The 21,598-nt window shown below is 67.9% G+C and carries 20 protein-coding genes; 15 read left to right on the top strand and 5 right to left on the bottom strand.

Annotated features, from left to right (window positions below):
- Positions 1-30: 30 nt before the first annotated feature.
- The 8 genes from N5J29_RS04800 (at position 31) to N5J29_RS04765 (ending at position 8,640) form a co-directional block, all read left to right on the top strand.
- Positions 31-1,035 (top strand): TRAP transporter substrate-binding protein, encoded by a 1,005-nt coding sequence (locus N5J29_RS04800; RefSeq protein ID WP_065182105.1) that lies wholly within the window; start codon positions 31-33, stop codon positions 1,033-1,035.
- Positions 1,036-1,045: 10 nt separating this feature from the next.
- Entirely contained in the window at positions 1,046-1,585 is a 540-nt protein-coding gene (locus N5J29_RS04795; RefSeq protein ID WP_164151498.1) for a TRAP transporter small permease, read from the top strand.
- A 3-nt stretch (positions 1,586-1,588) separates the two neighbouring features.
- Positions 1,589-2,872, top strand: a complete 1,284-nt coding sequence (locus N5J29_RS04790) for a TRAP transporter large permease (RefSeq protein WP_065174099.1) — start codon at positions 1,589-1,591, stop codon at positions 2,870-2,872.
- A 16-nt stretch (positions 2,873-2,888) separates the two neighbouring features.
- Positions 2,889-4,478 carry a family 43 glycosylhydrolase gene (locus tag N5J29_RS04785; RefSeq protein ID WP_053516015.1) on the top strand — a complete coding sequence of 530 codons (1,590 nt, stop codon included), beginning with the start codon at positions 2,889-2,891 and terminating at the stop codon, positions 4,476-4,478.
- Positions 4,479-4,518: 40 nt separating this feature from the next.
- Positions 4,519-5,577 (top strand): LacI family DNA-binding transcriptional regulator, encoded by a 1,059-nt coding sequence (locus tag N5J29_RS04780; RefSeq protein ID WP_053516017.1) that lies wholly within the window; start codon positions 4,519-4,521, stop codon positions 5,575-5,577.
- Between the two features lie 184 nt (positions 5,578-5,761).
- Entirely contained in the window at positions 5,762-6,610 is an 849-nt protein-coding gene (gene kduI, locus N5J29_RS04775) for a 5-dehydro-4-deoxy-D-glucuronate isomerase (protein WP_053516019.1), read from the top strand.
- An 80-nt stretch (positions 6,611-6,690) separates the two neighbouring features.
- The gene (kduD, locus tag N5J29_RS04770; protein WP_053516021.1) at positions 6,691-7,446 is read left to right on the top strand and encodes a 2-dehydro-3-deoxy-D-gluconate 5-dehydrogenase KduD; all 756 of its coding nucleotides are present in this window, start codon (positions 6,691-6,693) and stop codon (positions 7,444-7,446) included.
- Positions 7,447-7,539: 93 nt separating this feature from the next.
- Positions 7,540-8,640 (top strand): GDSL-type esterase/lipase family protein, encoded by a 1,101-nt coding sequence (locus N5J29_RS04765; protein WP_164151496.1) that lies wholly within the window; start codon positions 7,540-7,542, stop codon positions 8,638-8,640.
- Between the two features lie 47 nt (positions 8,641-8,687).
- Here the strand turns inward: N5J29_RS04765 and phhA are convergent, their stop codons facing one another.
- Complete coding sequence (gene phhA, locus N5J29_RS04760) at positions 8,688-9,581, bottom strand: phenylalanine 4-monooxygenase (protein WP_053516024.1); 894 nt, start codon at positions 9,579-9,581, stop codon at positions 8,688-8,690.
- Between the two features lie 125 nt (positions 9,582-9,706).
- On the opposite strand from phhA, the gene N5J29_RS04755 reads away from it, so the two are divergent.
- On the top strand, positions 9,707-10,192 hold the full coding sequence (locus N5J29_RS04755) for an Lrp/AsnC family transcriptional regulator (protein WP_053516027.1): 486 nt from the start codon (positions 9,707-9,709) through the stop codon (positions 10,190-10,192).
- Positions 10,193-10,216: 24 nt separating this feature from the next.
- Here N5J29_RS04755 and N5J29_RS04750 read toward each other — a convergent pair whose 3' ends face one another.
- Both N5J29_RS04750 and N5J29_RS04745 read right to left on the bottom strand, forming a co-directional pair.
- Positions 10,217-11,209 carry a patatin-like phospholipase family protein gene (locus N5J29_RS04750; RefSeq protein ID WP_164151494.1) on the bottom strand — a complete coding sequence of 331 codons (993 nt, stop codon included), beginning with the start codon at positions 11,207-11,209 and terminating at the stop codon, positions 10,217-10,219.
- 182 nt (positions 11,210-11,391) lie between these two features.
- Complete coding sequence (locus tag N5J29_RS04745) at positions 11,392-12,414, bottom strand: TIGR00266 family protein (protein ID WP_053516031.1); 1,023 nt, start codon at positions 12,412-12,414, stop codon at positions 11,392-11,394.
- Positions 12,415-12,574: 160 nt separating this feature from the next.
- Between N5J29_RS04745 and N5J29_RS04740 the strand changes: the two genes are divergently transcribed.
- Entirely contained in the window at positions 12,575-14,842 is a 2,268-nt protein-coding gene (locus tag N5J29_RS04740; RefSeq protein ID WP_164151492.1) for a TonB-dependent receptor, read from the top strand.
- Positions 14,843-14,948: 106 nt separating this feature from the next.
- On the opposite strand, the gene N5J29_RS04735 is transcribed toward N5J29_RS04740, so the two are convergent.
- Positions 14,949-15,788, bottom strand: coding sequence for a phosphatase PAP2 family protein (locus N5J29_RS04735; protein ID WP_065182115.1), 840 nt, complete (start codon positions 15,786-15,788; stop codon positions 14,949-14,951).
- A 259-nt stretch (positions 15,789-16,047) separates the two neighbouring features.
- On the opposite strand from N5J29_RS04735, the gene N5J29_RS04730 reads away from it, so the two are divergent.
- Both N5J29_RS04730 and N5J29_RS04725 read left to right on the top strand, forming a co-directional pair.
- On the top strand, positions 16,048-16,926 hold the full coding sequence (locus N5J29_RS04730) for a hypothetical protein (RefSeq protein ID WP_053516037.1): 879 nt from the start codon (positions 16,048-16,050) through the stop codon (positions 16,924-16,926).
- Between the two features lie 11 nt (positions 16,927-16,937).
- A complete protein-coding gene (locus tag N5J29_RS04725) occupies positions 16,938-18,143 on the top strand; it encodes a DUF4785 domain-containing protein (RefSeq protein WP_164151490.1) in 1,206 nt (401 codons plus the stop codon).
- An 88-nt stretch (positions 18,144-18,231) separates the two neighbouring features.
- Here the strand turns inward: N5J29_RS04725 and N5J29_RS04720 are convergent, their stop codons facing one another.
- Positions 18,232-19,074 (bottom strand): ATP-binding cassette domain-containing protein, encoded by an 843-nt coding sequence (locus N5J29_RS04720; RefSeq protein WP_315973559.1) that lies wholly within the window; start codon positions 19,072-19,074, stop codon positions 18,232-18,234.
- Between the two features lie 130 nt (positions 19,075-19,204).
- Here N5J29_RS04720 and N5J29_RS04715 point away from each other — a divergent pair, with 130 nt between their 5' ends.
- The 3 genes from N5J29_RS04715 to mutM are packed head-to-tail and all read left to right on the top strand — an operon-like array spanning position 19,205 to position 21,565.
- Positions 19,205-20,407 (top strand): fatty acid desaturase, encoded by a 1,203-nt coding sequence (locus N5J29_RS04715; protein ID WP_053516042.1) that lies wholly within the window; start codon positions 19,205-19,207, stop codon positions 20,405-20,407.
- Positions 20,404-20,733, top strand: a complete 330-nt coding sequence (locus N5J29_RS04710) for an EF-hand domain-containing protein (RefSeq protein WP_065182118.1) — start codon at positions 20,404-20,406, stop codon at positions 20,731-20,733. Before N5J29_RS04715 ends, N5J29_RS04710 begins: the two co-directional genes overlap by 4 nt.
- Before the next feature lie 19 nt (positions 20,734-20,752).
- Positions 20,753-21,565, top strand: coding sequence for a bifunctional DNA-formamidopyrimidine glycosylase/DNA-(apurinic or apyrimidinic site) lyase (gene mutM / locus N5J29_RS04705; RefSeq protein ID WP_065174093.1), 813 nt, complete (start codon positions 20,753-20,755; stop codon positions 21,563-21,565).
- Positions 21,566-21,598 lie beyond the last annotated feature (33 nt).

Genomic DNA, 21,598 nt, shown 5'->3' with positions numbered 1-21,598 from the left:
GAACCAGTGAACACGCGCGGGAGGGCGCAGATGATCACACGACGACATTTCCTGGCCGGTGGCGCCACTGCACTTGCCACTCCCCTGCTCGCCGCCTGTGGCCGCGGGCCGGGCCCTGACGCAGCCGGCGGCCAACTGCTGACGGCGACCGATGTGCACGTGGCCGATTACCCCACCGTGACAGCGGTGAAGTGGATCGGCGAGACCCTGCAGCGTGAGACCCAGGGACGCCTGCGTCTGCGCCAGTACCACTCGGGCCAGCTCGGCCGCGAGTCCGAAGCGATCGACATGGCCCGCTTCGGCGCCATCGACATCACCCGTGTCTATGCGGGCGCGCTGAACAACGCGTTTCCGCTGACCCAGGCGCTGTGCCTGCCCTACGTGTTCGAATCGGTGGCGCATCAGCGGGCAGCGCTTGATGGCGGCGTGGCCGATGCCGTGCTGCGCGGCTTCGAACGCCGCGACCTGGTCGGCCTGGCCATCTACGATTCCGGTGCGCGCTGCTTCTACAACACCCGGCATCCGATCACGCAGCCCGGTGACCTGCACGGACTGAAGCTGCGCGTCGCATCATCGGACATCTTCATCCAGCTGATGCGGCTGCTCGGCGCCAACCCGACGCCGATGTCGCTGGGCGATACGTTCTCCGGCATGGAGACGCACATGATCGACGGTGCCGAGAACAACATGCGCAGCTTCCACTCCAGCCGTCACTTCGAGGCTGCGCACTACTGGTCGCAGAGCGATCACTCGTATGCACCGGACGTGCTGCTGATGTCACGCGCCAGTTTCGAGCGGCTGCAGCCGGATGACCGCCAGCTGCTGCTGGAGACCGCACGTGCGTCGGTGAAGGTGATGCGCGACCAGTGGGATGCCTCCGAGGATGCGGCACGACGCGCGGTGCTGGCGTACGGCGTGAAGGCCAACGAGGTCGACATGCCGGCGTTCCGCGCCGCCGCGCAGCCCCTGCTGCAGCAGTACCTGCAGCATGCGGAAATCGCCGCGCTGGTCGATCGCATCCGCGGTGCAGCCTGAGGACACAGCCATGACCGAAACGACGACGTTCTCCCCACCCGGCCCCGGGCAGCGCCTGCTGGACCGCATCGCCGACATTGCCATCTACACCGCCGTGGCGGCCCTGCTGGGGCTGGTGGTGGTGCAGGGCTGGCAGGTCTTCGCGCGCTATGTGATCAACGATTCCCCGAGCTGGACCGAACCGGTGACCCTGCTGCTGCTCAGCACCGCGATGAGCCTGGGCGCGGCGTGTGGCGTGCACACCAACCGCCACTTCGGCTTCTTCCTGCTGCATGCCTACATGGCGCCGGCGCTGCGCCGCGCTGTGGACGTGCTGGTGCAACTGGTGGTGGCCGTGCTGGGCGCGTTCATCGCAGTGTGGTCGGCCGAGCTTCTTCTCGACGGCCTGGACATCAAGACCGCCGGTGCCGAGCTTCCGCAGAGCATCAACTACCTGCCGCTGGCGCTGGGCGGCGTGCTGATGGTGGTGTTCGCGCTGAACCGTGCGTGGAAGGCCACGCAGTCCACGCCGGCAGACGCTGCCGCCGATGACGCTGAAGGAGATCGTTGATCCATGGGTATCGCCATTCTGTTCTCGGTGTTCGCGGTGTTCCTGCTGCTGGGCGTGCCGGTGGCCTACGCGCTGGCTGCGGCCGCCCTTGCCACCCTGCTCTACCTGGACATCCCGTCCATCGTTCTGGTCCAGCAGATTTCGGCAGGCACCGGGTCCGCATCGCTGATCGCCATTCCACTGTTCATCTTCGCTGGCGAGATCATGATGCGCGGCGGCATCTCCGAGCGCCTGATCGCGCTGGCGTCCTCGCTGGTGGGGCGCCTGCGTGGTGGCCTGGGCCAGGTTTCGATCCTGTCTTCGCTGTTCTTCGGCGGCGTCTCCGGCTCGGCCATCGCGGATGTCTCGGCGGTGGGTGGCACGATGATTCCGCAGATGGTCAAGCGCGGCTATGACCGCGATTTCGCCGTCAATGTCAGCATCACCGCCGCCCTGGTCGCGCTGCTGGTTCCGCCCTCGCACAACCTGATCCTGTTCTCGGCCGCAGCCGGTGGCGGCCTCTCGATCGCCGATCTGTTCGCGGCGGGTATCGTTCCGGCATTGCTGATGACGCTGGCATTGATGATCACCGGCTACGTCGTCGCGCGCCGCCGCGGCTATGGCGTGGAGGTGTTCCCGGGCTGGCGCGCGGTGCTGCTGCGGATGATCTCCGCTCTGCCCGGCCTCGGTCTGGTCGCGCTGATCTTCGTCGGCATCCGCGCTGGCATCTTCACTGCGGTGGAAAGCGCGGCGATCGCCGTGGTGTACGCACTGCTGGTGACCACGGTGCTGTACCGGCAACTGCGCTGGCGCGAGTTCTTCGCCACGGTCGTCCACGCCGCACGCAGCACCGGCGTGATCCTGTTCGTGATCGCCACCGCTGCGGTATTCGGCTGGCTGCTGGCCTACCTGCAGGTGCCGGCGGCGGCGGTGGATTTCCTGCAGTCCTTCGCGCACAGCCAGTTCATGGTGCTGCTGATGATCGTGGTGATGCTGTTGCTGCTGGGAACCTTCATGGACCTGGCACCGATGATCCTGATCTGCACGCCGATCTTCCTGCCGGTGGCGCGCGCGTACGGCATCGATCCGATCCACTTCGGGCTGGTGCTGGTGCTGACCGGCGGCCTGGGCCTGGTGACACCGCCGGTGGGCTCGGTGCTGTTCATCGGTACCGCCATCGGCAAGATCAGCGTGGGCCAGAGCATGCGTACCATCTGGCCGTTCTGGTTCGCTGCGCTGGGCGTGCTGCTGGTGGTCACCTTCTTCCCTGCCCTGTCGCTGTGGCTGCCGGCCACGCTGCGCAGCTGAGCCGGAGACCGCTGCCATGCACCGTCCGCTTCGCCGCATCCCTGCCGTGGCCCTGGCCAGCCTGCTGCTGGCCGCGCTTCCGGCGCTGGCCTCCGGCCCGGCCTCACCGACCTGGGCACGTGGGCTGGAGAACCAGCGCCAGGCCGATCTCGGCGACGGCACCTACCTGAACCCGGTGCTGGCCGGCGACCGCCCCGATCCGTCGGTCCTGAAGGACGGACAGGACTACTACCTGACCCTGTCCTCCTTCGACGCCTATCCCGGCCTGCCGATCTGGCATTCGCGGGACCTGGTCAACTGGCAGCCGCTGGGTCATGCCATCACCCGCAACGTGGGTGCGATCTGGGCACCGGACATCGTCAAGCACCAGGGTCGCTACTTCATCTACTTCCCGGCCCGGACCGGCGAACACCGCAGCAACTTCGTGGTGTGGGCCGATGACATCCGCGGGCCGTGGAGCGATCCGATCGACATCGGCCTGGGCGGCTACATCGACCCCGGCCATGCGGTGGGCGAGGACGGCAAGCGCTACCTGTTCCTCAGTGGAGGCGACTATGTGCAGCTGGCCGATGACGGGCTGAGCGTGGTCGGCACACCGAAGCATGTCTACGACGGCTGGCGCTATCCGCAGAGCTGGGATGTGGAAGCCTATGCGCAGGAAGGACCGAAGATCCACTTCCGCGAGGGCTGGTACTACATGACCACCGCCGTGGGAGGCACCGCCGGCCCACCCACCGGGCACATGGTGATCACTGCGCGCTCGCGCTCCATCCATGGGCCCTGGCAGAACGCACCGAACAATCCGATCACGCGCACGCAGTCGGCGTCCGAGCCGTGGTGGTCACGAGGCCACGCGACAGTGATCGAAGGCACCGACGGTCGCTGGTGGATGATGTACCACGGGTATGAGAACGGCTTCTGGACCCTGGGCCGGCAGACCCTGCTGGACCCGATCGAGTGGACGGACGATGGCTGGTTCGTTGCCAGGGGCGGTGACCTCGGCCAACCGCTGCGCAAGCCTTCCGGAAGCGCCCTGGCACCGCACGGCATGGCGCTTTCGGATGATTTCCGCGGCGGCAGGCTCGGGCCACAGTGGGCGTTCTTCAACCCGGGCAGTGACGAGTACCGGCGCCTGCGCTTCAGCGGCGATGGGCTGGTGATGCAGGGCAAGGGCAGTGCGCCGCGCGATGCGTCTCCGCTGACCACCATCGCCGGCGATCCGGCCTACCAGTTCGAGGTGGAGCTGGAGGTCGCGCCGGGCGCAGTCGGGGGCGCGCTGCTGTTCTACAGCGACCGTCTTTATGTAGGCGTGGGCAGCAACGGCGAGCAGTTCATCATGCACCGCTACGGCGAGGAACGCCCTGCCCGGCTTGCGCCCAGCGAGCGCGGCGGGCGGCTCTGGCTGCGCGTCACCAACAACCGCCATATCGTCACCTTCCATACCAGCAGCGACGGCCGGACCTGGCAGAAGTACCCGGTTCAGATGGAAACCTCGGGTTACCATCACAATGTGGCTGGTAAGTTTCTCGCCCTGAAGCCGGCGCTGTACGCTGCCGGTGACGGTGCGGTGACCTTCCGCAGCTTCCGCTACCGCGCGCTGGACTGAGTGCGCGGCCGGAAATCCCCCGACTTACCTGGTCCATTACATGTCAGTGCGCAACAAGAATGATGCCGCCACGCCGGCATTGGCCAAAGGCAAGGCAGCCACGATCAACGACATCGCGCGACTGTCCGGAGTGTCCAAGAAAACGGTTTCAAGGATCATCAACAACTCACCGCTGGTGCGCAAGGACACGCGCGACAAGGTAGAGGCCCTGATGCGCGAGGTGGGCTATACGCCCGATCCGCTGGCGCGCGGCCTGGCCTTCCGTCGATCCTTCCTGATCGGCATGGTCTACGACAACCCCACCGCCCAGTACATCGTGGACATGCAGTACGGTGCACTCGACGCGCTGCGCGGTTCCAGCTTCGAGCTGGTCGTGCACCCCTGCGACAGCCGCAGCCCGGGCTACATCGACGGCGTGCGCCGCTTCGTGCAGCAGCAGAAGCTGCATGGGGTGATCCTGGTACCGCGTGCCTCCGAGGACCAGGCGCTGGCGGACATGCTGGATGAGATCGGCTGCCGCTTCACCCGCGTGGCCGCGCTGCCGCTGGACGAGAGTTCGCAGATGGTGGTCACCCACGATCGTGACGGCGCCGCCGAAGCGGCCGACTACCTGCTCTCGCTGGGCCACCGCGACATCGCCCTGGTGACCGGGCCCAGTGCCTATCGTTCGGCGCACGAGCGTACCGCCGGCTTCATCGATGCGCTGTCGCAGCGTGGCATCGAGCTGCCCAAGGACCGCATCATCGAGGCGGGCTACACCTTTGAATCGGGCGTGGCCGCCGCCGAGAAGCTGCTGCTGGGCAAGCGCCGGCCGACCGCGATCTTCACCGGGAACGATGAAATGGCGGCGGGCATCTACAAGGTGGCGCTGCGTGCAGGCATCAACATCCCGCGCCAGCTGTCCATCATCGGCTACGACGACAGCCCGCTGGCCTCGCGCCTTTGGCCGTCGCTGACCTCGGTACGGCGCCATACCCGCGATACCGGCCGCACCGCTGCGGCGATGCTGATCCAGCCCGACGGCCAGCCGGCGCTGCAGATCGCCAGCGTGCGCCCGCACCTGATCGTGCGCGACTCCTGCCAGCCGCCGGAGGACTGATCCGGCGGGGATCAGTCCGGTAGCCCGCAGGCCTGCCTGCGACTCCGTTGAAGCCGCCCCACCTTGCCGCGACCGTTGAGCGCTATCGTGCGGCGCAAAATGACACCGGTTACCAACGTCGCTAGAATCCCCCTGAACCGTGCCGGGGCCGAATGATCGGCCCGCCCCCTGCTCTGGAGATGCCATGTACTGCAAGACCCACTACGCCACCCATCCCGACGCCATCAAGGGCGCCAGCAACGACCAGCTGCGCGAGCTGTACCTGCTCGACGGCCTGTTCAACCCCGGCCAGGTGACGCTGAAGTACACCCACTACGAGCGCTTCGTACTCGGTGGCGCGGCGCCCCTGGATGCGCCGCTGGCGCTGCCGGTGCAGACCGAACCGGCGTCGGCCGCCGGCCATCCGTTCCTGGAGCGTCGCGAGCTGGGCGTGATCAACGTCGGCAGCGGTACCGGTACGGTCACCGTCGACGGCACCGTCTACACGCTGGGCCCGAAGGATGGCCTGTACGTGGCGATGGGCAGCAAAGACGTCGTGTTCGCCTCGCAGGACGCCGCCAACCCCGCTCAGTTCTACCTGGCCTCGACCCCGGCCCATGCGCGCTTTGAAACCAAGCAGCTGTCGATCAAGGACGCGGTAGCGCTGGACCGCGGCGCGCTGGAGACCAGCAACGAGCGCACCATCTACCAGTACATCGTGCCGGCCACCTGCCAGTCCTCGCAGCTGCTGCTGGGCCTGACCGTGCTCAAGCCCGGCAGCGTGTGGAACACCATGCCGCCGCACCTGCATGACCGCCGCAGCGAGGTCTATTTCTACTTCGACCTGGGCGACAACGACCGCGTGTACCACTTCATGGGCGAACCGGACGCGCAGCGCCACATCGTCATCCAGAACAACGAAGCCGTGGTATCGCCGCCGTGGTCGATCCACATGGGTGCCGGTACCAGCAACTACGCCTTCATCTGGGCGATGGGCGGCGAGAACCTGGATTACACCGACATGCACGTGCTGGACATCTGCCAGCTCAAGTAAGTCCTGCCTGGCCGCCGCGCACGCGTGCCGGTGGCCGTTCGCCTGCATCACGCACACCTCTACCAAGGAACGCACACGCAATGGCCAATCCCTTCAGCCTGGAAGGCAAAGTCGCTCTGGTAACCGGTGGTAATACCGGTCTGGGCCAAGGTATCGCGGTTGCGCTGGCCACCGCCGGCGCCGATGTCGCCGTGGCCGGCATCGCGCCGCCCACCGAAACCATCGAGAAGATCACCGCGCTCGGCCGACGCTGCCTGGCGGTGGAAGCCAACCTGATCAGCATCGAGCCGGTCGAGCGCGTGGTGCGCGAAACCATCGAGGGACTGGGTGGCCTGGATATCCTGGTCAACAATGCCGGCCTGATCCGCCGCGCCGACGCGGTGGAGTTCAGCGAACAGGACTGGGATGACGTGATGAACGTCAACATCAAGTCGGCGTTCTTCATCTCGCAGGCGGCGGGCCGTCATTTCATCGCCCAGGGCAGCGGCAAGATCATCAACATCGCCTCGATGCTGTCATTCCAGGGCGGCATCCGGGTGCCGTCGTACACCGCCAGCAAGAGTGGCATCGCCGGCATCACCCGCCTGCTGGCCAACGAATGGGCCGGCAAGGGCGTCAACATCAACGCGATCGCGCCGGGCTACATGGCCACGGACAACACGGCGGCCCTACGTGCCGACGCCGACCGCAACAAGGCGATCCTGGATCGCATTCCGGCCGGCCGTTGGGGCACACCGGAGGATCTGGCCGGCGCGGCGGTGTTCCTGGCATCCAGCGCATCGGATTACATCAACGGCGCCGTGCTGCCGGTCGATGGTGGCTGGTTGGCGCGCTGAGGCACACCGGTCTGTAGAGCCGAGCCCATGCTCGGCTGTCGCGCTCTGATCGAAAAACAGCCGAGCATGGCTCGGCTCTACAGGAGTGCCGCGATGCGAAGGCTGTTGCTGTTGTTGCTGCTGTCGTGCACCACCGCGCAGGCGGCGCCGGTGCGGGTGTTCATCGCCGGTGACTCCACCGCGGCCGAGTACGGTCCCGAGCGCGCGCCGCAGGCGGGCTGGGGCCAGGCCCTGCAGAGCTACCTCGATCCGGCGCGGTTCGAAGTGCGCAACCACGCCCGGGGAGGCCGCAGCACGCGCAGCTTCATCGATGAAGGCCGCCTGGATGCGATCGCCAGCGAGCTGCGCCGCGGCGATGTGCTGCTGATCCAGTTCGGCCATAACGACGCCAAGTTCGAAGATCCCACGCGCTATACCGATCCGGACAGCGACTATCCGCGCCTGCTGATGCGTTACGTGCAGGTGGCGCGCGACAAGGGCGCCACGCCGGTGCTGGTCACGCCGGTGGCGCGGCTGCTGTATGACTTCGGTTCGCTGCTGGACACACATGCGCGTTACACGCGGGCGATGCAGCAGCTGGCCGCGCGCGAGCACGTTGCCCTGATCGAACTCAACGACCGCAGCACGCGCTGGATACGCGCGCTGGGCGAGCAGGGTGCACGCCCCTACTTCCTGTTCGTGCCCGAGCAGGGCAAGGCCGACGGCACCCACTTCAGCGTGGCCGGCGCCAACGCCGTCGCCTGCCTGGTGCTGCGCGAGTGGAGGGTGCTGCAGCCGGGGCTGGAAGATGCACTCGTGCGCGACATCGACTGTGACGTGAGCGCGGCGGCGGGGCAGGGCGGGCAACCGGCGCAGCCCTCGCGCGTGGTCCATGAGCATGACATCGCCATCCTCCAGCCCGGCCCGCATGGTGGCGCCGGGCCGACCACGGCCTATCCGTTCTTCGCCGGAGAGAAGGACCTGCCGTTCGTGCTGCGCAAGCGCGTGCTGCACAAGGGTGCAGGCATCGGCCTGCATCCGCAGCACAAGGACGAGATCTACTACATCGTCAGCGGACGGGGCAGCTACGTGCTGGACGGCACGCAGTACGACGTCAGCGCAGGCAATGCCCTGCTGACGCGCAAAGGCAGTTTGCATGCACTGCAGCAGGTGGGTGACGAGGATCTGGTGCTGCTGCTGGCATACCCGCGCTGACCCGCGGAGCCGGGCGTGGAGCCGGCCCTACGGATGCCCCTGCCGCATCACACGTCGCCGCCGTCGGCCCAGCCTTCGCCGGTTCCCTTCTGGAACACACGGTCGTCGGCCTGCACGTCACCGGCCGGCAGGTGCTGCTGCTCGGCCAGCGAGGCATAGATCGGGGTGAAGTCCGGCGACGTCGCCTGCATCAGCTGCTCGAAGCTGTCGATGACGAAGTAGGTCTTCTGGAAGGTATCGATGCGGTAGCGCGTGCGCATGATGCGCTGCAGGTCGAAGCCGATGCGGTTGGGCGCGGCCGATTCCAGCGAGTACAGCGATTCGCCCTTTGACGAGACGATACCGGCGCCGTAGATGCGCAGGCCATCCGGGGTATCGATCAGGCCGAACTCCACCGTGTACCAGTACAGGCGCGTGAGGTTCTGCAGCGCCTCCGGGCCGATGGCGTGGGCTTTGACACCGCCACGGCCGTAGGCCTCCATGTAATCGGCAAACACCGGATTCATCAGCAGCGGCACATGGCCGAACAGATCGTGGAACAGGTCCGGCTCGGCGATGTAGTCGATCTGGTCGGGGCGACGGATCCACCACGTGACCGGGAAGCGGCGGTTGGCCAGGTGGTCGAAGAAGTCCAGCTCCGGCAGCAGCCCCTCCACGCCCACCAGCGTCCAGCCGGTGGCTGCGCCGAGTACTTCATTCAGCTGGTCGAAGCGCGGAATCATGTGCGCGCTCATGCCCATCTCGTCCTGCGCGTCCAGGAACTCCCGGCACGCTCGGCCAACCAGCAGCTCGCGCTGGCGCTGGTACAGCGTGCTCCACGTCGCATGGTCATCGGCGCTGTAGGTATCCCACGGCTGCTCGACGAGCGCGGTGGTGTACACCGGCACGTAGCCCTTGTCGGTCTGCTGGTGTTCGACGCGGCGGGGCTGGGCGGGATCCATGGGACGCTCCTTGAAGGGATGTCCACGATGCTAGGGCAGGGCGGGCGCAACAGGGTTGCAAAAGTTGCGCGGAATAACCTTGCTGGCGCAATATCCTTGCGTACTCACCATGTTGCGGGGCAACAATGGCCGGAGAAGTCCAGTTCGATCGCACGGATATACGCCTGCTGGCCGAAATCCAGCGGGATGGTCGCGCCACCAATGCCGAGCTCGCGGCCCGGGTGAACCTCTCCCCCTCCGCCTGCCTGCGCCGCCTGCAGCGGCTGGAGAGCGAGGGTGTGATCGTCGGCTATGGCGCGCGCCTGGAACCCCGGCAGCTGCGGCTGGGCCTGCAGGCGTTCGTGCGGGTGCAACTGGAAAAGCACGACCAGGCGGCCATCGCGCATTTCGTGGACAGCGTGCAGGGCTGGGATGAAGTGGTGGCCTGCCATGCGCTCACCGGCGACATGGATTACCTGCTGCACGTCTACGTGCGCGACCTCGAGCACTTCTCGCGCTTCCTGCTGGACCGCCTGCTCAATGCCGGTGGCGTGGCCGATGCCAATTCCAGCTTCGTGCTGCGCACGGTGAAGGGCTTCCAGGCGTTGCCACTGTCGCAGCTGGAACCCTGAGCACCGCTCAGCGCGGGCGAGGGCTCAGCACTTGTCCTTGCGCCCCATCAGCCTGCCCAGCCGCGAGGTCTCCTCGCACTTCGGCGCGGCTACCGGCGGCGGTGCCAGCGCGGCGGCGCGCGCCTTCTGCATCTGCTGGATCTTCGCGCGGATCTGCGGCATCGCGGCCATCGCCGCCTTTTCTCCCTCCAGGATCGCGGTCCCGCGCTGGCTGAAATCAGCCGCACCGATATCCAGCACGCGCGGGCGGATCACGATGTCGGCGCGGGCCAGTTCCTGCTCGCCCAGGCGCTGGCCCATGATCGCGATCGACTGGTTGACGATGCCGAGCATGTCAGTCGGTGCCTTGCCACTGGCCTTGCTGGAGATGTCCACGGCGATCACGAAGTCGGCACCGAGCTGGCGCGCGGCATCGACCGGCACCGGGCTGACCACGCCGCCATCGACGTAGTTGCGTCCGCCGATCTTCACCGGCTCGAACACGCCGGGGATGCTGCTGGACGCACGGACGGCCTGGCCCACATTGCCGCGCACGAAGATCGCGCGTTCGCCGGTTTCGAGCTGGGTGGCGACGGCGGCGAACGGCTTCTTCAGGCGCTCTGCCGGACGGTTGGCGACCTGCTCGTTGACGTAGTCCTGCAGCTTCTGGCCCTGCACCAGCCCGCCGGAGAACAGGCGCACGTCGCGGATGCTGGCTTCATCCAGCGCGACGGCCCGGCTCTGCATCTGGAACGCATCCATGCCGCTGGCGTACAACGCGCCGACCACACTGCCGGCGCTGGTGCCGGACACCACCACCGGCTCGAAGCCATTGGCCTCGAGCATCTTGATCACACCGATGTGGGCAAAGCCCTTGGCCGCGCCGCCGCCCAGCGCGATGCCGATCTTCACCGGCTTGGCCTGCGGCACCACGGTCGGCGCCGGCGGCGGCGCCGGACGCACCGGATCGCCACCGCAACCGGCCAGCAGGCCAAGCAGGGCAACGGACAGCAGCACGCGGGGACGGAACAGGCTCATCGGCAATGCGCTCGCGGCGCCGGATTCAGGGAAGGGCGCCAGCATACCGAAGCCACGGCGGGCCGGGCAGGGCAGGACGACGCCCTATTCATGGACCGCCATGGATAGCGCCGGGCATGGCCTGGCGGGCAGTTCAGGGCCGCTGCGCTCGCCGGGCATGGCCCGGCGCTACCCGCGGGCGATCAGAACCGGTTGTCGCCGTCGAGGATGCGGCCGATGCCGCCCAGCACCGAGCCTTCGCCGCGGTTCTGCCCACCTCCCTGCGGCGCGGCCATCCACATCCGGCCGGCCAGGCGCGAGAACGGCAGCGATTGCAGCCAGACCTTGCCCGGTCCGGTCAGGGTTGCCAGGAACACGCCCTCGCCACCGAACACCATGCTCTTGATGCCACTGACCCGGCGCACGTCCATGTCCACCGTCGGGTGGTAGGCGACCACGCAGCCGGTATCGACGTCCAGGCGCTCGCCGGCGGCCAGTTCGCGCTCGACCACACAGCCTCCGGCGTGGATGAACACCCAGCCATCGCCTTCCAGCTTCTGCATGATGAAGCCTTCGCCGCCGAACAGGCCGGTCATGATCTTGCGCTGGAACTGCACGCCGATCTGCACGCCGCGCGCCCCCGCCAGGAAGCTGTCCTTCTGGCAGACCAGGCGGCCACCGTGCTGGTCCAGCTTCATGGCCAGCACGGTGCCGGGGTAGGGCGCGGCGAACGCGACCTTGGCCTTGCCCTGCCCGGTATGCGTATAGAGCGTGGCGAACAGGCTCTCGCCGGTCAGCACGCGTTTGCCGGCCGACATCAGCTTGTCCATGATGCCGCCGCCCTGGCCGCTGTGCGTGCCGTCGCCGAACACCGTATCCATCTGCACCGAGGCGTCCTTGAACATCAGCGCGCCGGCTTCGGCGATGGCGCTCTCGCCGGGATCCAGCTCGATCTCCACGAACTGCATCTCATGGCCGACGATGCGGAAGTCGATGTCGTCGGCCCGGCCCCGCGCAGGCCCGCCCGGCACGGGTGGCGGCGTGTTGGGCATGCCCGGGGCGGGCGCCTGCAGCTCGGGCACCTCGGCGATGGCGGTCCAGCCGCTCATGCCCTGGCACCAGGCCAGCGCGCGGGGGTTGGCCTGCGCGTAGCGGCGCGCGGCTTCGTCATCGAGCGGCCCGATGCGGTCGGCCTGGGCGGAGGAATGGAAGTACCACTGGGTCATGGCGGTGCGCCGGGTCGGGGTGGGAAAGCCCGAGTCTAGCGACCCTCCCTGGTGGCCCGCGACCGCGCCATGAACAGCGGCCATTTGCGGCGCAGGTGCTGTATTGCAACAATTATCTGGTAGCGCCGTTTTACCACCCCTCCAAACACAGCCTACCGCCATGTCCCCGACCCGCACTTCCCGCGGCCGTATTCCGGTCGCGCGCCCCCTCGTTGCCGCTCTCTCCGCCCTGCTGCCGCTGGTTGCAGCCGCCCAGGAAACCCCCGCCGCCAAGGATCCGGTCGCGCTCGATACCCTGCAGGTGACGGCCCAGCGCCGCGTCGAGAATGCCAAGGACGTGCCGGTCGCGATCACCGCGATCCAGGGCGAGAAGCTCGATGTGCTCGGCTCGGCCGGCGACGACATCCGCTTCCTGGCCGCGCGCGTACCCAGCCTCAACATCGAATCGTCCTATGGCCGTGCCTTCCCGCGCTTCTACATGCGCGGCCTCGGCAACACCGACTTCGACCTCAATGCCTCGCAGCCGGTCTCGCTGGTGTACGACGACGTGGTGCAGGAAAGCCCGCTGCTGAAGGGCTTCCCGTTGTTCGACCTGGCCAACGTGGAAGTGCTGCGTGGGCCGCAGGGCACCCTGTTCGGCCGCAACACGCCGGCCGGCGTGGTCAAGTTCGATTCGGCGCGTCCGTCGCAGGATGCCGATGGCTACGTCCGCGTCGGCTACGGCAGCTACAACAGCTGGAACGTGCAGGGCGCCTACGGCGGCCCGCTGACCGACCGCTGGTCGGCACGCGTTTCGGCGATCTACCAGCGCCGTGACGACTGGGTCGACAACACCCGCGTCGGCGCGCCCAACAGTGGTTTTGAAGGCTATGACGAGGCCGCCGGCCGCGTGCAGTTCCTGTATGAGGGCGACGATTTCGAGGCCCTGTTCAACCTGCACAAGCGCAAGCTCAACGGCACCGCCCGCCTGTTCCGCGCCAACATCATCCAGAAGGGCAGCAACGCGCTGGTCGAGAACTTCGACCGCGACAAGGTGGCCAACGACGGCGTGAACTTCTCCGACCTGGAAACCTGGGGCGGCAGCGCGCGCCTGCAGTGGAACCTCGGCTCGGTGACCCTGCACTCCATCACCGGCTACGAGACTGCCGAATCGCTCAACCGCGGCGATATCGACGGTGGCTACGGTGCTTCGTTCCTCGGCGCCGGCAATTATGGCCCGGGCTTCATTCCGTTCCCGTCCGAATCGGCCGATGGCCTGCCGCACCACCGCCAGTGGACCCAGGAATTCCGCGTGGAATCCAATGAGTGGGGCCGCTTCGACTGGCAGGCCGGTGTCTTCTACTTCGATGAAGACGTCACCATCGACAGCTTCAACTACGACTCGCTGACGCCGGGCAATCCGCAGACCGGCCATGCCGTGCAGAGCCAGCGCAACAAGGCGTGGGCGGTGTTCGCATCGGGCGACTTCGATGTCACCGACCGCTTCAAGCTGCGCGCCGGCGTGCGCTACACGCAGGACAAGAAGGACTTCACCGCGCGCGTGCTGCAGGCCGTGCAGGGCGGCACCCCGGTGAGCGGGCCGTACCTGGCCAACACCGACGTCGATGACGTCAGCTGGGATGTCAGCGGTGTGTACAAGCTGACCGACAACGTCAATGCGTATGCACGCGTGGCCAAGGGCTTCCGCGCGCCGTCGATCCAGGGCCGTCTGGCCTTCGGTGGCGTGTCGCAGGCCGATTCCGAGAAGGTGATCTCGTACGAAGCCGGCATCAAGGCCGACCTGTTCGATCGCCGCGCCCGCCTGGGCTTCAGCGTGTTCCGCTACGACGTCGACGGCCAGCAGCTGATCGCGGTCGGCGGCAGCAACAATACCGCCACCCTGCTCAACGCCGACAAGACCATCGGCCAGGGTGTGGAGCTGGACCTGGAAGCCTACCTGGCCGACAACGTCCTGCTGACCCTGGGCAGCAGCTACAACGACACCGAGATCAAGGACGAAAACCTGGCCGTGGCGATCTGCGGCGGTGGCTGCACCATCACCGATCCGACCACGGTGATCAACGGCGGTACCTACGCCCTGGTCAACGGCAATCCGCTGCCGCAGGCGCCGAAGTGGATCCACAACATGACCCTGCGCGTGGGCTTCCCGCTCACCGATGGCAGCGAGCTGTACGCCTACACCGACTGGGCCTACCGCAGCCCGGTGAACTTCTTCATCTACGAGTCGCCGGAGTTCCGCAGCCGCAGTTCGCTGGAAGGCGGCCTGCGCCTGGGCTACAACTGGGAGTACGGCCAGTACGACGTGGCGGTGTTCGGCCGCAACCTCACCAACCAGACCCGCGTGGTCGGTGCGATCGACTTCAACAACCTGACCGGCTTCCTCAACGAGCCGCGGACCTGGGGCGTGGAGTTCACCGCTAAGTTCTGATGCGGTCGCTGTACCGAGGCAATGCAGAAGGGCCGGCGCAATGCCGGCCCTTCTGCGTTCGGTGTCCGCCGGGCATGGCCCGGCGCCACCTCTGCGCCGCGAGCGCTTACAGCGCGCTCTGCGGGCGTACCTTCAGCACTGCCTCTTCGGCGGTGCAGTTGCGGCTGGAATGCAGGCCGGCCTTGCGCGCGGCGGCGATCTCGCTGCGTGCCGCCAGCAGGTCGCGCTGGAACGCAGCATTGTCATGCAGCCGGGCAACGGCGGCAGCCCCCATGAAACGGCCTTCGAGGATGTCGCTCTGCCAGTGCACGTTGCACACCAGGCGGCTCTCGCCATAGTTGCGGCCACGGGCCTGGATGGCATCGGCACGATCCGGCGCGATCTCCGACAGGATCAGGGCCCATGCCCAGCCGATCGAGGTGTGGCCGGACGGATAGGAACCGTTGCTGCGCAGCCCCGCTTCATCATCCGGCGTGCAGGTCGGCTCGCCATTGACCATGAACGGGCGCGGGCGCTGGTAGTGGTTCTTGGCGACCTTGGTGGCAGCACTGGCGTCGATCCGGCTGCGCTCCAGCAGGCGGTACAGCGCGGGCGTCTTCACCGCGTCCACATCGATGTCGACCGCGCAGGAAAACTGGTTGGCACCTTCCGGAAAGCCCAGTTCGGCATCCAGTGTGGCCTGGGCGAAGCGTGGGCTGCCGCGCAGTGCACGCGCTTCGCGGCTGACCTGTTCATCCAGGGCGAAGCCCGCCGAGCCCGCGGCCGGTGGCGCCGGAACCAGGGCCAGGCTGGCCGGTACGGCGCGCGCGTCCAGATAGCCCACGGCCTTGGTGGTGACGTTGGCTTCGACGGCGGTCGGCCGGGCAGCAGACGCGGCACAGCCGGCCAGCGCCAGCACGATGGCCAGGCCAAGCAGGGGACGGGCAGGGCGGAAGATCACAGACATGGTCAGGCTCAGCAGAGGAAACACCACGCCATGATCGCAGCCCGCAGCCGGCGTCGCAGTGGCCGTCGGTCATACGGCCAGACCCGGCATGGTCATCAAAACGGGGCAAAAGCGTCATCGCGCTCCGCCATTCTCCCGAATCCGGGCGCAGCGCACGGACTTTCACGCGCCGGGGCATCGAGCATCGGCGCAACGATGGCACGCGTGCCATTCCATTCCAGCCGGGTCGGGGGGATCCGCTGACAGAGGGAGAGAAGCGATGCGCAGCACCGCAACAGGAAGTACCGTCCTGGTCCTGCTCGCCACCATGGCCGTCACGCCGGCCACCGCCGCCGATGTGGTCGGCGTGGCCTTCGTGCACGGCACCGGCGCGCAGACCAACGCCACCCAGGACTACTGGCAACCGGCGATCATCGACACCGTCCGCCAGGGGCTGCCGAACAGCAGCAACTATGTGGTCATCAACTGCGATTTCACGCAGTACATGTGGAAGCCGGAAGCCGCCGGCTGCCTGGCCGACCAGCTCACCGGATTCATCAACAGCCGCGGCATCACCCAGCTGGTGGTCATCACCCATTCCAACGGCGGCAACGTGATGCGCTGGATCCTCTCCAACCCGACCTACGACAGCCGCTACCCGAACATCATACGCACGGTGCGCAAGGTCAACGCGCTGGCACCCTCATCGGCGGGTACGCCGCTGGCCGATGCCGTGCTCAACGGCAACACCTTCGAAACCTCCCTGGGCTGGCTGCTCGGTTACAAGAACGATGCCGTGCGCCAGCAGCAGGTCGCCAGCATGGCCACTTACAACGCGCAGAACCTGTACGGGACGGCCGGTCGGCCGGCACTGCCCAAGCCGTTCCGCGCGGTGGTCGGCAGCGATGTCGAATCGGCCGTGTGGGACAGCAACAGCTACTGCGGCGGCTACGCGGCCAACGTCGGCCTGGAGTTCACCCAGAACTGGCTGTCCTCGTGCTCGGACGGTTTCCTGGAGTGCAGCAGCCAGAAGGCGGCGGGCAGTACCTGGTTCACCGACACCGCGCGCACGCAGGGCTCCGAGCCGTTGAGCCACAACCAGAGCCGCCGCGAGTGCTTCGGCCTGGGCGCCATCCTGCGCAACGACCTGGCCCAGTGAGGACGACGACGATGACGATGAATTCCCTTCCGCTGACCATCGCCGTGCTGGCAGCCCTGGCCACGGCCTCCGTCACGGTGCACGCTGCGCAGCCGCTGCGCGCCCTCCCCGGCGACCAGGTGGTGGCCGCGCTGGTGGCCGCACCGCTGCCGCCTGACGGCAGCGAACACGCGCCCCTGGCGTTTGCCTGGGCACTGGACCCGGCGCAGACCCTGCAGGCCTCCACGCCCTACGCCTCGGTCAGCCGCAGCTACTGGCAGCAGGTCGATGGCGCGCAGCTGCAACGTGGCCTGGAGCTGCCGCTGACCGCCCCCGATGCGGTGATCCAGCTGAGCCCGGCAGCCGGTGCGCGCGCGGTTCCGGCGCAGTCACTGCAGGTCCGGGATCCGGCCGGCCGCAGCAGCGTCGCCCGCGCCGTCGACGCGCGCCAGCTGCAGGACGCCGGCATGCCCGTGGGCGAAGGCAGCAGCATGCTGCGCACCGGCACGGGCAGTGCTGCGGGAAATTACCGCCTGCAGAGCGCGCAGGCGCAGGGCCGCTACGTCGTACAGGTGCTTGAACCCAACAGCCCGTTGCGGCTGGAGGTGCAGGCCAGCCAGGCGCAGGTCCTGGCCGGCGGCAGCATACAGCTGCGGGCACGCCTGCTTGAAGACGGAGCCAGTCCCGCCCAGTTGCAGGCGCGTCGCGGGGGACTGGGCGGCGAAGCCTTGCTGGTCGCACCCGATGGCCGCAGCTGGCCGCAGCGGTTGCTGCGTACGACCGACGGCAGCCTGCACGCGCAGGTACGGATTCCCGCCGAGGCCAGCAACACGCAGGGCCTGTGGGAACTGCAGGTGTTCGCCCAGGCCGATGGCGTACTGCGCGACGGCAAGGTCGCCTTCGCCGTAGCCCGGCCGACCGCCCGCTTCGTCGGGCAGGCCACACCGGACCAGGCCAGCCGGCGCGTGGCGCTGCCGGTGCAGGTCGCCGCCGCCGGGCGCTACGAAGCGCGCGGCACCCTGCACGCCACGGGCCCGGATGGCCAACTGCGTCCGGTCGCGCAGGCGCACGCCGCCGCATGGTTCGACGGTCCCGGTCGCGGCCAGCTGTTGCTGCCGTTCGACCAGGCAGCGCTGCCGGCCGGCTTCGGTGCCCCCTTCGAACTGCGCGAGCTGCAGTTGCATGACCAGAGCCGGATGGCACCGATCGAGTCACGCGCAGTCGCGTTGCGGTTCTGAGGCATGACGTGGCGGGCCGGAATGCCGGCCCGCTACCCTGCGCCGCCTGCAGCGCCACGCCGACGCCGGCACTGCGCAGGCGTACTGCTCACCCCGCGTACGCCGTCAGCCGGCCGTCCTGTTCGACCACCCGGATCGGCCCGCCGAACACCGCCGACAGAGGCTCGTCGCACAGCAGCGTGGCCCGACTGCCGTCGGCCAGCACGCGGCCGTCGCGCAGCAGCACCACCCGCTCGATCTCGGGAATGACCTCTTCAATGTGATGGGTCACCAGCACCAGGGTGATGCCCTGCTGCGCCAGTGCCCGCATGGTCGCGATCAGCTGCTGGCGGGCGACGAGATCCAGGCCGGTGGAGGGTTCGTCCAGCAGCAGCGCCTGCGGCCGGTTCACCAACGCGCGCGCGATCAGCACCCGGCGCGTCTCGCCGGCAGAGAGCTCTGCATAGGCGCGCTCGCGCAGGGCCAGCGCACCGGTCATCGCCAGTGTCTCGCCGGCGCGGGCACGCATCTCGGCGGTCACCTCGCGAAAAGCCGGCACCACGCAGCTGGCGAAGAAACCGGACAGCACGGCCTGCTCGACGGTCAGCCCCGGCATCTCGGACAGCGTGCTGCTGAGGTCACCGGTGACGATGCCCAGCTGCGAGCGCAGCCGGTCCACCTGCCAGCGGTTCTGGCCCAGTACCTTCACCGCGACCGCGCCGTCGCCCTGCGCCAGCGGGTAGAGCTCGCGGGTGATCAGCTTGATGAAGGTCGATTTGCCGCAGCCATTCGGGCCGAGCAGGGCGGTGTGCTGGCCCTGCGCGATGCGCAGGCTCAGCCCATGCAGGACCTTCACCTGGCCGCGCATCACGCTGGCGCGGTCCAGTTCGATCAACGGCGGCCGCTCCCCGGCGGACGGGACGGCGACAACGGCGCGGGCGCGCGGATCCAGGCTCGACAACTCAGGTCCCCAACTGTGAACGGTGCCACGGAAGCGGTGCTGGCGCACCGCGGTCAGAGGTGCAGTTTGCAACGCAAGCGGCCATGATGTCTGCCATCCCCGTGCGATCCGGAGAGCCTCCATGTCCGATGCCCTGATATCCCTGTTGACCGGTGGCGTGCTCGGCCTGGGAGGGTGGGCCATGCTGGCGGTGCTGCTGGTCTTCACCCAGATCACCATCTTCTCGGTGACGCTCTACCTGCATCGCAGCCAGGCCCATCGCGGCGTCGATTTCCATCCGGCACTGGCCCACGTGTTCCGCTTCTGGCTGTGGCTGACCACCTCGATGATCACCCGCGAGTGGGTGGCCATCCATCGCAAGCACCACGCCAAGGTGGAGACCGAGGACGACCCGCACAGCCCGGTCACGCGCGGCATCGGCACGGTGTTCTGGCGGGGAGTGGAGCTGTATCGGGAAGCACGCGGCATGCGCGCGGATATCGAGCAGTACGGACGCGGCACGCCCGACGATGCCATCGAGCGCCACCTGTATACCCCGCATGCCACCCTCGGCCCGGTGCTGCTGCTGGCCATCAACAGCGTACTGTTCGGCCTGCCGGGCGTGGCGCTGTGGGCGATCCAGATGGCGTGGATTCCGTTCTGGGCGGCCGGCGTGGTCAATGGCCTGGGGCACTGGTGGGGTTACCGCAACTACGAATCGGCCGACACCTCCACCAACCTGACACCGTGGGGCGTCTGGATCGGTGGCGAGGAACTGCACAACAACCACCATGCCTTCCCCAGTTCGGCACGCTTTGCCATGCGGCGCTGGGAAGTCGACATCGGCTGGTGCGCGATCCGCCTGCTGCAGGCCCTGCGCCTGGCCAGGGTGCTGCGCGTCGCACCGGCGATGGATGTGCGCCCGAACATCGCCGTGCCCGACGCCGAAACCCTGAAGGCACTGCTTTCGCATCGCTTCCAGGCGATGACCGATTACCAGCGCAACGTCTTCATGCCGGCCCTGCGCGAGGAGGCCGCCCAGGCGGGCGCCAAGCTGCGTCGGCTGCTGCCGCGGCGGCTGCGCCGTGGCCTGGTCAACGATGGGCGCTGGCTGAAGCCGGACAACCGTGCCCAGCTCAGCGAATGGGTGGCGCAACGCCCGCGCATCCGTGTGCTGGTCGAATACCGCGCGCGGCTGGCTGCGCTGCTGGAGGCGCGCGGGCACGATGCCGCCGAGCGCCTGCGACACCTGCAGGCGTGGTGCCGCGAGGCCGAGGGGAGCGGAATCGCGGCGCTGCAGGCCTATGCCGAACGGCTGAAGGGCTACACGCTGGTGGGCGCATGAGGGCAGGGGCGCTGCTGCTGGCCGCGCTGCTGCCGGCCGCCGCCCCGGCCCAGGTCAGTGACACCCGCAGCTACCTGCAGAAGATGGACAGCGACGGCGACGGCCGGGTCAGCGAGACCGAGTACGTGCAGTGGATGCTGTATGCCTTCGACCGCATGGACCGCAATGGCGATGGCGTGCTGACTGCCGATGAACTGCCCGGTGGCAAGGGCAGGGCGATCACCCGCGAGCAGCAGCGGCAGGTCATCGTGCAACGCTTCCACAAGCAGGATGCCAACGGTGACGGGTTTCTCGACGCTCGTGAGCTGTCCGCGCCCCCGCGTTGAGCGGGCGTAGAATCGGGGCATGCCTGAACTGCCCGAAGTCGAAACCACCCGCCGCGGCCTGGCCCCGCATCTGCAGGACCGCCGCGTCCACGGCGTGATCCTGCGCCGCGCCGACCTGCGCTGGCCGATTCCGCCGGAGATTGCGCAGCTGCTGCCGGGACAGCGCATCGAAGGCATCCGTCGGCGCGCGAAGTACCTGCTGCTGGACACGGCCATCGGCAGCGCCGTACTGCATCTGGGCATGTCCGGCAGCCTGCGTGTACTGCCCGGAGATACCCCACTGCGGCCACATGACCACGTGGATATCAGCCTGGACAACGGGCGCCTGCTGCGCTTCAACGATCCGCGCCGCTTCGGCAGCCTGCTCTGGCAACCGGCCGGGCAGGTCCATCCGCTGCTGCAGGGGCTGGGGCCTGAACCGCTGGACGAGGCCTTCCATGGCGATTACCTGTTCGCCCGCAGCCGCGGCCGCAGCGCCCCGGTCAAGACCTTCCTCATGGACCAGGCGGTGGTCGTGGGCGTCGGTAACATCTACGCCGCCGAGAGCCTGTTCAAGGCCGGCATCAGCCCGCTGCGCGAGGCCGGCAAGGTCTCACGCGAGCGCTACCAGCGGCTGGCCACCGCGGTGAAGGAAACGCTGGGCTACGCGATCACCCGCGGTGGCACCACACTGCGTGATTTCATCAGCCCCGATGGCGCACCCGGCTACTTCGAGCAGGAACTGCTGGTCTATGGCCGCGACGGGCTGCCCTGTCCGACCTGCGGACGCCTGCTCAAGCACGCCATGATCGGCCAGCGTGCCAGCGTGTGGTGCAGCCACTGCCAGCGCTGAGGCGGTCCAGCCAGCGGCAGCTGAATGGGAGGT

The organism is Stenotrophomonas sp. GD03680, from assembly GCF_029844625.1.
In the GTDB taxonomy this organism is placed as follows: domain Bacteria; phylum Pseudomonadota; class Gammaproteobacteria; order Xanthomonadales; family Xanthomonadaceae; genus Stenotrophomonas; species Stenotrophomonas maltophilia_P.
This window is presented reverse-complemented; position numbering and strand designations above follow the sequence as displayed.

Excerpts from the sequence above, each read along its gene's own strand:
- N5J29_RS04780 (WP_053516017.1), top strand. The coding sequence starts at position 4,519 with ATGTCAGTGCGCAACAAGAATGATGCCGCCACGCCGGCATTGGCCAAA.
- N5J29_RS04755 (WP_053516027.1), top strand. The coding sequence starts at position 9,707 with ATGGCCGGAGAAGTCCAGTTCGATCGCACGGATATACGCCTGCTGGCC.
- N5J29_RS04765 (WP_164151496.1), top strand. The coding sequence starts at position 7,540 with ATGCGAAGGCTGTTGCTGTTGTTGCTGCTGTCGTGCACCACCGCGCAG.
- N5J29_RS04745 (WP_053516031.1), bottom strand. The coding sequence starts at position 12,414 with ATGACCCAGTGGTACTTCCATTCCTCCGCCCAGGCCGACCGCATCGGG.
- kduD (WP_053516021.1), top strand. The coding sequence starts at position 6,691 with ATGGCCAATCCCTTCAGCCTGGAAGGCAAAGTCGCTCTGGTAACCGGT.
- phhA (WP_053516024.1), bottom strand. The coding sequence starts at position 9,581 with ATGGATCCCGCCCAGCCCCGCCGCGTCGAACACCAGCAGACCGACAAG.
- mutM (WP_065174093.1), top strand. The coding sequence starts at position 20,753 with ATGCCTGAACTGCCCGAAGTCGAAACCACCCGCCGCGGCCTGGCCCCG.
- N5J29_RS04715 (WP_053516042.1), top strand. The coding sequence starts at position 19,205 with ATGTCCGATGCCCTGATATCCCTGTTGACCGGTGGCGTGCTCGGCCTG.
- N5J29_RS04725 (WP_164151490.1), top strand. The coding sequence starts at position 16,938 with ATGACGATGAATTCCCTTCCGCTGACCATCGCCGTGCTGGCAGCCCTG.
- N5J29_RS04750 (WP_164151494.1), bottom strand. The coding sequence starts at position 11,209 with ATGAGCCTGTTCCGTCCCCGCGTGCTGCTGTCCGTTGCCCTGCTTGGC.
- N5J29_RS04785 (WP_053516015.1), top strand. The coding sequence starts at position 2,889 with ATGCACCGTCCGCTTCGCCGCATCCCTGCCGTGGCCCTGGCCAGCCTG.
- N5J29_RS04740 (WP_164151492.1), top strand. The coding sequence starts at position 12,575 with ATGTCCCCGACCCGCACTTCCCGCGGCCGTATTCCGGTCGCGCGCCCC.
- N5J29_RS04790 (WP_065174099.1), top strand. The coding sequence starts at position 1,589 with ATGGGTATCGCCATTCTGTTCTCGGTGTTCGCGGTGTTCCTGCTGCTG.
- N5J29_RS04800 (WP_065182105.1), top strand. The coding sequence starts at position 31 with ATGATCACACGACGACATTTCCTGGCCGGTGGCGCCACTGCACTTGCC.
- N5J29_RS04735 (WP_065182115.1), bottom strand. The coding sequence starts at position 15,788 with ATGTCTGTGATCTTCCGCCCTGCCCGTCCCCTGCTTGGCCTGGCCATC.
- kduI (WP_053516019.1), top strand. The coding sequence starts at position 5,762 with ATGTACTGCAAGACCCACTACGCCACCCATCCCGACGCCATCAAGGGC.
- N5J29_RS04710 (WP_065182118.1), top strand. The coding sequence starts at position 20,404 with ATGAGGGCAGGGGCGCTGCTGCTGGCCGCGCTGCTGCCGGCCGCCGCC.
- N5J29_RS04730 (WP_053516037.1), top strand. The coding sequence starts at position 16,048 with ATGCGCAGCACCGCAACAGGAAGTACCGTCCTGGTCCTGCTCGCCACC.
- N5J29_RS04795 (WP_164151498.1), top strand. The coding sequence starts at position 1,046 with ATGACCGAAACGACGACGTTCTCCCCACCCGGCCCCGGGCAGCGCCTG.